The following is an 8,842-nucleotide window of genomic DNA, read 5'->3' as shown; positions in this document are numbered from 1 at the left end:
CCCTGCCGGGCCACCGCGATCACGTCACGCCGGAACTCCTTGGGGAACGGCTTGGGCACGATGCTGATCCTTCCAGCGAGGCTGCAGCCTCACAGGTGAGGAGTCAACCGAACCCTGGGCAGTCCCGTTCCCCGCTGACCCCGTCTATCGCCGCGGCCACCACCGATCGGGCGTGAACATCAAGACCAACACTCGTACGCTCCACCAGCACCGGGGCCTCCCACGCATGTCGGATAGGCCGAGCAGGCGCCTCCTGCCCGGCAACCCACGAAACTTGCGTGAGCGAGGCCCCGGCCCGCAACGGCCCCCAGGCCGTCACGCCATACCGTCTAGACCACCGGCACGTACGGTCGGGGCCAAGTCCTCCGCCCACTCGCCATGAGCGGGGGACCCAGGCCCCGCTCCCGGTCGTTTCACGCCTCCGGGGCGGGGCCGCCTCGTCCCCTGCGTCCCGTGGAGCCGCGGTGCCCGTGCTCACCCGCGCCGACGGGTGGCCGGCCTCGTCCGGGTAACGTGCCCCCCGAGTCGTGCCTTGCGAGCGGCTCGCCGTCTCGTGTCCAGCGACCCAGGAGTACCGACATGTCACGCCGTCTCTTCACGTCCGAGTCGGTCACCGAGGGGCACCCGGACAAGATCGCCGACCAGATCAGCGACTCGATCCTGGATGCCATGCTCGCCCAGGACCCCAAGAGCCGGGTCGCCGTCGAGACGCTGATCATGACCGGCCAGGTGCACATCGCCGGTGAGGTCACCACCGCCGGCTACGTCGACATCGCCGAGATCGTCCGCGAGACCATCCTGCGGATCGGCTACGACTCCTCCCGCAAGGGCTTCGACGGCGCCTCCTGCGGCGTCAGCGTCTCCATCGGCGCGCAGTCGCCCGACATCGCCCAGGGCGTCGACACCGCCTACGAGTCGCGCACGCAGGCCGAGCTGCACGACCAGGAGAAGGCGACCGAGGACGCCATCTCCCGGCAGGGCGCCGGCGACCAGGGCCTGATGTTCGGGTACGCCACCGACGAGACCCCCGAGCTCATGCCGCTGCCCATCGCGCTGGCCCACCGGCTGGCCCGGCGCCTCTCGGCCGTGCGCAAGGACGGCTCGGTGCCCTACCTGCGCCCCGACGGCAAGACCCAGGTCACCGTCGTCTACGAGGACGACCGGCCCGTCGCCGTCGACACCGTGGTCGTGTCCTCGCAGCACGCCGAGGACATCTCCATCGAGCAGCTGCTCGCCCCCGACATCAAGGAGCTCGTCGTCGAGCCGGAGCTGGCCGCCCTCGGCCTGCCCACCGACGGCTACCGCCTCCTGGTGAACCCGACCGGCAAGTTCGTCATCGGCGGCCCCATGGGCGACGCCGGGCTGACCGGCCGCAAGATCATCGTCGACACCTACGGCGGCATGGCCCGCCACGGCGGCGGCGCCTTCTCGGGCAAGGACCCGTCGAAGGTCGACCGCTCCGGCGCGTACGCGATGCGCTGGGTGGCCAAGAACGTCGTCGCCGCCGGCCTGGCCAAGCGCTGCGAGGTCCAGGTGGCCTATGCCATCGGCGCCGCGCACCCGGTCGGCCTGTTCGTCGAGACCTTCGGCACCGGCACCGTGGCCGACGACGTGCTCGAGAAGGCCATCGTCAGCGTGTTCGACCTGCGCCCCGGCGCGATCGTGCGCGACCTCGACCTGCTGCGGCCGATCTACGCGCCGACGGCGGCCTACGGCCACTTCGGCCGCACCGACGTCGACCTGCCGTGGGAGCGCCTCGACCGGGTCGACGCCCTGCGTGCGGCCGTGGGCCAGTAACCGCGCTGGACGCACCCGCTCCACCCGACGACCCGGGTCACCCGCGCATGCCGCTGGTGGCCCGGGTCGTCGTCGACGTGCCCCTGGCGCACCTGGACCGGCCGTTCGACTACGCCGTCCCTGACAAGCTCGCCGACACCGTGCAGGCCGGGTGCCGGGTGCGCGTGCGGTTCCACGGCCGGCTGGTCGACGGCGTCATCTGGGAGCTCGGCGACACCACGGAGTTCTCCGGATCGCTGCAGCCGCTGTCGCACGTGCCCTCCGGCGAGCCGGTGCTCACCCCGCAGGTGGCCCGGCTGGTGCGCACGGTGGCCGACCGGTACGCGGGGACGGCCAGCGATGTGCTTCGGCTGGCGCTGCCACCCCGCCGGTCCGCCGCCGAGAAGCGCGAGACACCCACGCCCGACCAGCTGCCGGAGCCACCCGACCCCGCCGGGTTCGCGCGGTACACCGCCGGGCCCGCACTGCTCGACGCGCTGGCCGAGGGCCGGCCGGCCCGGGCGGTCTGGACGGCGCTGCCCGGCGAGGACTGGCCGGCCCGGCTGGTCGAGCTGTGCCGGGCCTCGCTGTCGGGCCGCCGGGGTGCGCTGGTCGTCGTCCCCGACGGCCGGGACCTGGACCGGCTCGCGGCGGCAGCGGCCGCGCTGCTGCCGGCGCACTCGTACACGGTGCTGCGCGCCGACGACTCACCGGAGAAGCGCTACCGATCGTTCCTGGCCGCCTCACGCGGGGCGGCACAGGTGGTGCTGGGCACGCGGGCGGCCATGTTCGCGCCGGTCCGCGACCTGGGCCTGGTGGTGGTCTGGGACGACGGCGACGACCTGCACGCCGACGAGCGGGCGCCCTATCCGCACGCGCGCGACGTCCTGGTGCAGCGGGCCTGGCTGGACGACTGCGCCGCCGTCGTCGCCGGCACCACGCGGACCGCCGAGGGCGCGCTCCTCGTCGAATCGGGCTGGGCGCACGAACTGGTCGCCGACCGTGCGGTGCTGCGGTCCGCCGCCCCGAGGGTGCAGGCGCTGGGAGAGGACTTCGAGCTGGCCCGGGACGCCGCCGCGCGGTCGGCCCGGCTGCCGTCGCTGGCGCACGAGACCGCCCGGAAGGCGCTGGCCGCCGACACCCCGGTGCTGGTGCAGGTGCCCCGCCGCGGCTACGTGCCGTCGCTGGCGTGCGCGCGGTGCCGGGCGCCCGCGCGCTGTGCCCACTGCGCCGGACCGCTGGGCATCTCGCCGCGGCCGGGGCCCGGTGGCACGCGGATCCCGGCCTGCCGGTGGTGTGCGCGCCCGGCAGCGACGTTCGACTGCCCGCACTGCCACGGCACGAAGCTGCGCGCCTCGGTGATCGGTGACTCGCGGACCGCCGAGGAGCTGGCCCGCGCCTTCCCCGGCGCGGCGATGCGCACCTCGGGCAGCACGTCCGGGGTGCTCGCGACGGTGCCCGGTGGGGCATCGCTGGTGGTGGCGACGCCGGGGGCCGAACCGGTGGCCGAGGGCGGCTACGGCGCGGCGCTGCTGCTCGACTCGTGGGCACTGCTGGGCCGGGCGGACCTGCGCGCGGGGGAGGAGACGCTGCGGCGGTGGATGAACGCCGCTGCCCTGGTCCGCCCCGCCGCCGCGGGAGGCGCGGTCATCGTCGCCGCGGACGCCGGGCACCCCGTGGTGCAGGCGCTGGTGCGGTGGGACCCGGCCTGGCTGGCTGCGCGCGAGCTGGCCGACCGCCGCGAGCTCGGCTTCCCGCCGGTCACCCGCATGGCGTCGGTCGCCGGGTCGCCCGCCGCCCTGGCCGAGTTCCTCGAGGCGCTGCGGCTGCCGGCTGACGCCGACCTGCTCGGACCGGTGCCCGAACGGCCGCGCCCCGGGCAGGAGGGGGAGCGCGAGCGCTACCTGGTGCGGGTGCCACGCGCCTCCGGGGCCGCGCTCGCGCACGCACTGGCCGAGGTGCAGGGCGTGCGCAGCGCGAAGAAGGTGCCCGAGCACGTCCGCGTGCAGCTCGACCCGCTCGACCTGGTGTGATGAGCCGGCGCTGGGTGGCGAAGACGGAGGAATCGGTGGACGACCGGGGTCAGCAGTTGCTCGCCGAGCTCACCGCCGGGCTGGAGCAGCTCGTCGCCTGGGAGGACGCCGTCCCCGGGGTCGGCTTCCGGGTGTGGAACCGACAGACGGACCGCAACACGGCGGTGGTCGACGCGCTGCTGAGGCAGCCCGACGGCTGGCCTGCGCTCCAGCGGCTGGCCGTCCAGCATCCCGACCCGGGGGTCCGCGGATACGCCGAGTCGTACGTGAACCCAGGGCCGCCCGACACCGTCGGCGAGGCGCGGGAGTGGCTGGCGCACCCGGCGCGCCGCCTGGGCCACCTGGACCTGGCAGTGGAGCCGTGCGTCTACTCGGCGGCTCAGGACGAGGAGACGAGTCGCGGGCTGGACACCGGCCTGGCGGAATGGCCGCACGGCTCGTGGGTCCGAGGCAGTTCGACGAGCCCGGGGCCGTGGCCGCTGCGCGACGACGGGATCCCCCTGGTGCACGTGGCGCATCTGGACCTGCACATGCTGACCTGGCTACCGGCCCATCCGTTCCCGGACGTGACCGGTGCGTTCGAGGTCTTCCACGACCTGGAGACCTGGGGCATCGAGGAGTCCGACGGCCCCCGGAACTGCTGGGCGTTGCGCGTCATCCCCTACGGCGGGCGGTTGGCCGGACCGCCGTCCGACCTCGATGTGTCGCCGGCCGCGTGGCTGCATGGGAACCCCGGTGTGTCGCTGGCGTGGCCGGACGACTGGGTCGACCGGCTGAGCGAAGCCGAGGTGGACGCCCTGACCGACGCGCAGGACGCGATCCGCGATCAGGTCCTCGACACCGTGGGGCCGGCACCTCGCCTTCCGCCCGGAGCGGCCCGGTTCGTTCCCCAGGTGCTGGGCCACCCGCAGCTCGGCTGGGGCAACGTCGTCCAGGAGTCGCTGGAGCCCTTCCTGCCGTTGTCGGAGGAGGGCGACAGGTGGGTGTTCCTGCTCGACGTGCCCGGGGTGGGACCGCTGGACGGGTGGTTCGGCGACGAGGGGCATCTCGAGGTCTGGATCCGCGCCTCCGACCTGGCCGCCGGCGCCTACGAGAGCTGCTGGATGACCGTCCGCAACCAGTGACCCGTTCCGCGTCGGATGCCAGGATGCCGCCGTGCGGACGATCGGCCTGCTGGGCGGGATGAGCTGGGAGAGCAGCGCGCTGTACTACCGGCTGCTCAACGAGGCGGTGCGCGAGCGGCTGGGCAGCCTGCACTCCGCGCGGTGCGTGCTGCTGTCGGTGGACTTCGACGGGATCGCGCGGCTGCAGGAGGCCGGGGACTGGGCCCGGGCCGGCGAGCTGCTGGCCGCCGACGCCCGGTCCCTGCAGGCGGCCGGCGCCGACGTCGTCCTGCTGTGCACCAACACGATGCACGCGGTCACCGACGCCGTGACCGCCGGGCTCGAGATCCCGTTGCTGCACATCGGCGACAGCACCGCCGAGGCGATCACGGCCGCCGGGCTCACCCGGATCGGCCTGCTCGGCACGCGGTACACGATGGAGCAGCCGTTCCTCTCCGACCGGCTCACCGCGGCCGGACTCGACGTCGTCGTCCCCGAGCAGGCCGACCGCGACCTGGTGCACCGGGTCATCTACGAGGAGCTCGTGCTCGGGGTCGTCCGCGAGGAGTCCCGCCAGGCCTACCGCGAGGTGGTCGACCGGCTGGTCGCCCGCGGCGCGCAGGGCGTGGTCCTCGGCTGCACCGAGATCGAGCTGCTCATCGGGCCCGGCGACGTCGACGTCCCGGCCTTCCCGACGACGGCGCTGCACGTGGCGGCGGCCGTCCGCTTCGCGCTGGGCGAGGACGCTCCGACGGCTCCGCCTACGATCGACCGGTGAGCGTCACCCCGATCCGGCTGTACGGCGATCCCGTGCTGCGCACCCCCGCGGCTCCCGTGGTCGACTTCGACGCCGAGCTGCGGCAGCTGGTCGCCGACCTCACCGAGACCATGCACGCCGCCGGCGGAGCCGGACTGGCCGCCCCGCAGCTCGGCGTCGGCCTGCGGGTGTTCACCTGGTTCGTCGACGGCGAGGTGGGCCACCTGGTCAACCCCGACGTCGCCGCCGTGGGCGAGGAGATCCAGGACGGCCCCGAGGGCTGCCTGTCGATCCCGGGGCTGCGCTACGACTGCCGGCGTCACCTGCACGTGGTGGCCTCCGGCTGGAACATGCACGGCGACCCGGTGCGCGTGGAGGGCTCGGAGCTGCTGGCCCGCGCGATCCAGCACGAGACCGACCATCTCGACGGCGTGCTGTTCGTCGACCGCCTGGACGAGGTGTCCCGCACCGAGGCGCTGGCCGAGCTGGAGGTCGCCGAGTGGGCCGGGCTGGCCGCCTACCTCCCGGCTCCCGCCCCCGTCGTGAAGGTGAGCCCGCACTGAAGCTCCTGTTCGCGGGTACGCCCGCACCTGCCGTTCCCTCGCTGGAGGCGCTGCTGGCCTCCCACCACGAGGTGGTGGCGGTGCTCAGCCGCCCCGACGCCCGCTCCGGCCGCGGCCGGACGTCCAGCCGCTCGCCGGTCGCCGAGCGCGCCGACGCCGCCGGCATCCCGGTGCTGCAGCCGCGCTCGCCGCGGGAGCCGGAGTTCCTCGGGCAACTGACCGACCTCGCCGTCGACTGCGCTCCGGTCGTGGCGTACGGGGCGCTGGTCCCGCAGGCGGCGCTCGACGTGCCGGTGCACGGCTGGGTCAACCTGCACTTCTCGCTGCTGCCGGCCTGGCGGGGGGCAGCACCGGTGCAGCACGCGATCATGGCGGGCGACGAGATCACCGGCGCGGCGACCTTCCGCCTGGAGGCCGGGCTCGACACCGGCCCGGTCTACGGCACCGTCACCGAGGCCATCGGGCCGCGGGACACCGCCGGCGACCTGTTGGGGCGGCTGGCCGTCAGCGGCGCCGAGCTGCTCGTGGCCACGCTCGACGGCATCGCCGCCGGAGCGCTGCAACCGCAGCCCCAGCCGGCCGAGGGCATCAGCCTGGCGCCGAAGGTGGAGCCGGCGGATGCCCGGGTCGACTGGTCGCTGCCCGCCCACGTCGTGGACCGGCGCATCCGCGGGGTCACGCCGGCCCCGGGCGCCTGGACGACGTGGCGCGGTGACCGGCTGCGGCTGGGCCCCGTCACCCCGGTCGCGCACGGGCCGCAGCCGGCGCCCGGCGAGCTGCGCACGGAGGGCCGCGAGGTCCTCGTCGGCACCGGCAACGGCGCCGTCGTCCTCGGCGAGGTGCAGCCGGCCGGCAAGCGGATGACCCCGGCTTCCGACTGGGCGCGCGGCGCCCGGCTCGCGACCGGCGACCGGCTGGGGGAGGCGTGACCCGGCCGCCGAAGCGCCCCGCGAGCGGCCCGCAGCGCGGGAAGCGCCCGCACCCCGCCGCGCGGCGGCGTCCCCTCGACGGTGCGCGCCTGACCGCCTACGACGTGCTCGACGGCGTGACCTCGCGCGACGCCTACGCCAACCTGCTGCTGCCCCAGCTGCTGCGCGAGCGCGGCCTGGACACCCGCGATGCCGCGTTCGCCACCCAGCTGGCCTACGGGACGCTCCGCGCGACCGGGACCCTCGATGCGATCCTGGCCGGCCTGGTGAGCCGGCCCCTCGCCGAGCTCGACCCGCGGGTGCTCGACCTGCTCCGGCTGGGCACCTACCAGCTGATCGACCTGCGGGTGCCCTCGCACGCCGCCGTCGACACCACCGTCGACCTGACCCGGGCCATCGTGGGCACGGGCGCCTCCGGTCTGGTGAACGCGGTGCTCCGCAAGGTGGCGGCGGGCGGTGACCGCGAGGCCTGGCTCACCGTGCTCGGCGGCGACCGGGAGCGGCAGCTCGCCCTGTCCACCGACCATCCGCGGTGGATCGTCGACGCCTGGCGCGACGCCCTGGGCGAAGAGGACGAGCTCGAGCCCGCGCTGCTGGCGGACGACGCCGCGCCGGAGGTGCACCTGGTCGCCCGGCGGATCCCCCGCAACGAGCTGGCGGCCGAGGCGGGCGGGACGCCGGGTCCGTGGTCGCCGTTCGCCGTTCGGCTGCCGGGGGGTGATCCTGGCCGGCTCGTGTCGGTGCGTTCCAGCCGCGCCGCCGTCCAGGACGAGGGCAGCCAGCTCGCGGCGCTGCTGCTCGCCCGGGCGCCGCTCGAGGGACCGGACACCGCCTGGCTGGACATGTGCGCCGGTCCCGGTGGCAAGGCCGGTCTGCTGGCGGCGGTCCGGCCCGAGGGCGTGCGGCTCACCGCGGCCGACCGCGCGCCGCACCGCGCCGACCTGGTCAAGCAGACGCTGTGGGACGAGGCCGACGTCGAGGTGCTGGCCGCCGACGGTCGCGAGGCGCCGTGGCAGGCGGGTTCCTTCGACCGGGTGCTGCTCGACGCGCCGTGCACGGGCCTGGGTGCACTGCGCCGTCGTCCCGAGGTGCGCTGGCGGCGGACGCCCGAGGACGTCGCCCCGCTGGTGGAGCTGCAGGTCGAGCTGCTGGCCGCCGCGCTGGCGTCGGTGCGGCCCGGGGGAGTGGTCGCCTACGTGACCTGCTCGCCGCACACCGAGGAGACGGTCGGCGTGGTCGAGGTGGCAGCGGCCCGCGACGACGTCGAGGTGCTGCCGGTCGCGCCCCTGTTCCCGGAGGTGCCCGGCATCGCCCGCGGGGAATTCGGGCAGCTGTGGCCGCACCGCCACGGCACCGACGCCATGTTCATGGCGCTGCTCCGTCGCACCCGCTGATCAGTCGTCAGCGGCGACGGGCACCGGCGGGTCATCGAGCCACCGCCGGGCGTCCTGTTGGTCTTTCCGATGGCCGACATCGGCCAGCACGCCGAGTGCGGCGAGCGACACCGCAGGCAGGGCTGTGAGCACGTCTCCCTGGTGCACGGCGACCCCTAGGTGTGATGACCAGGCACGTTGGTCGAGGACCTGCGAGGACACGATCTGAGTTGTAGATGGGCGAAGGCCTCCCGGTGTGGAGTGGAGCTGTCGAGGAACCGCTCCGCCACCAGAGGAGGCCTTCGTGG

8 protein-coding genes are annotated in these 8,842 nt (G+C 74.9%); 7 read left to right on the top strand and 1 reads right to left on the bottom strand.

Annotation, left to right across the window (positions count from 1 at the left end; translation table 11 throughout):
- Positions 1 to 579: 579 nt before the first annotated feature.
- Genes metK through RM425_RS21360 form a run of 7 tightly spaced genes read left to right on the top strand, consistent with a single transcriptional unit; the run spans position 580 to position 8,555 of the window.
- A complete protein-coding gene (gene metK, locus RM425_RS21390) occupies positions 580 to 1,797 on the top strand; it encodes a methionine adenosyltransferase (RefSeq protein WP_311347259.1) in 1,218 nt (405 codons plus the stop codon).
- Between the two features lie 47 nt (positions 1,798 to 1,844).
- Positions 1,845 to 3,809, top strand: coding sequence for a primosomal protein N' (locus RM425_RS21385; protein ID WP_311347258.1), 1,965 nt, complete (start codon positions 1,845 to 1,847; stop codon positions 3,807 to 3,809).
- 35 nt (positions 3,810 to 3,844) lie between these two features.
- Positions 3,845 to 4,933 (top strand): DUF1963 domain-containing protein, encoded by a 1,089-nt coding sequence (locus RM425_RS21380; protein WP_311347257.1) that lies wholly within the window; start codon positions 3,845 to 3,847, stop codon positions 4,931 to 4,933.
- A gap of 31 nt (positions 4,934 to 4,964) precedes the next feature.
- Positions 4,965 to 5,690 (top strand): aspartate/glutamate racemase family protein, encoded by a 726-nt coding sequence (locus RM425_RS21375; protein ID WP_311347256.1) that lies wholly within the window; start codon positions 4,965 to 4,967, stop codon positions 5,688 to 5,690.
- Positions 5,687 to 6,232 carry a peptide deformylase gene (gene def / locus RM425_RS21370; protein WP_311347255.1) on the top strand — a complete coding sequence of 182 codons (546 nt, stop codon included), beginning with the start codon at positions 5,687 to 5,689 and terminating at the stop codon, positions 6,230 to 6,232. Before RM425_RS21375 ends, def begins: the two co-directional genes overlap by 4 nt.
- Positions 6,169 to 7,161, top strand: a complete 993-nt coding sequence (fmt, locus tag RM425_RS21365; RefSeq protein WP_311347254.1) for a methionyl-tRNA formyltransferase — start codon at positions 6,169 to 6,171, stop codon at positions 7,159 to 7,161. Before def ends, fmt begins: the two co-directional genes overlap by 64 nt.
- Complete coding sequence (locus tag RM425_RS21360; protein ID WP_311347253.1) at positions 7,158 to 8,555, top strand: RsmB/NOP family class I SAM-dependent RNA methyltransferase; 1,398 nt, start codon at positions 7,158 to 7,160, stop codon at positions 8,553 to 8,555. The genes fmt and RM425_RS21360 overlap by 4 nt, the downstream gene beginning before the upstream one ends.
- Here the strand turns inward: RM425_RS21360 and RM425_RS21355 are convergent, their stop codons facing one another.
- Entirely contained in the window at positions 8,556 to 8,687 is a 132-nt protein-coding gene (locus RM425_RS21355; RefSeq protein WP_311347252.1) for a hypothetical protein, read from the bottom strand. It abuts the gene before it with no gap.
- Between the last annotated feature and the right edge of the window lie 155 nt (positions 8,688 to 8,842).

This window comes from Blastococcus goldschmidtiae (assembly GCF_031845325.1).
Taxonomy (GTDB): Bacteria; Actinomycetota; Actinomycetes; order Mycobacteriales; family Geodermatophilaceae; genus Blastococcus; species Blastococcus goldschmidtiae.
This window is presented reverse-complemented; position numbering and strand designations above follow the sequence as displayed.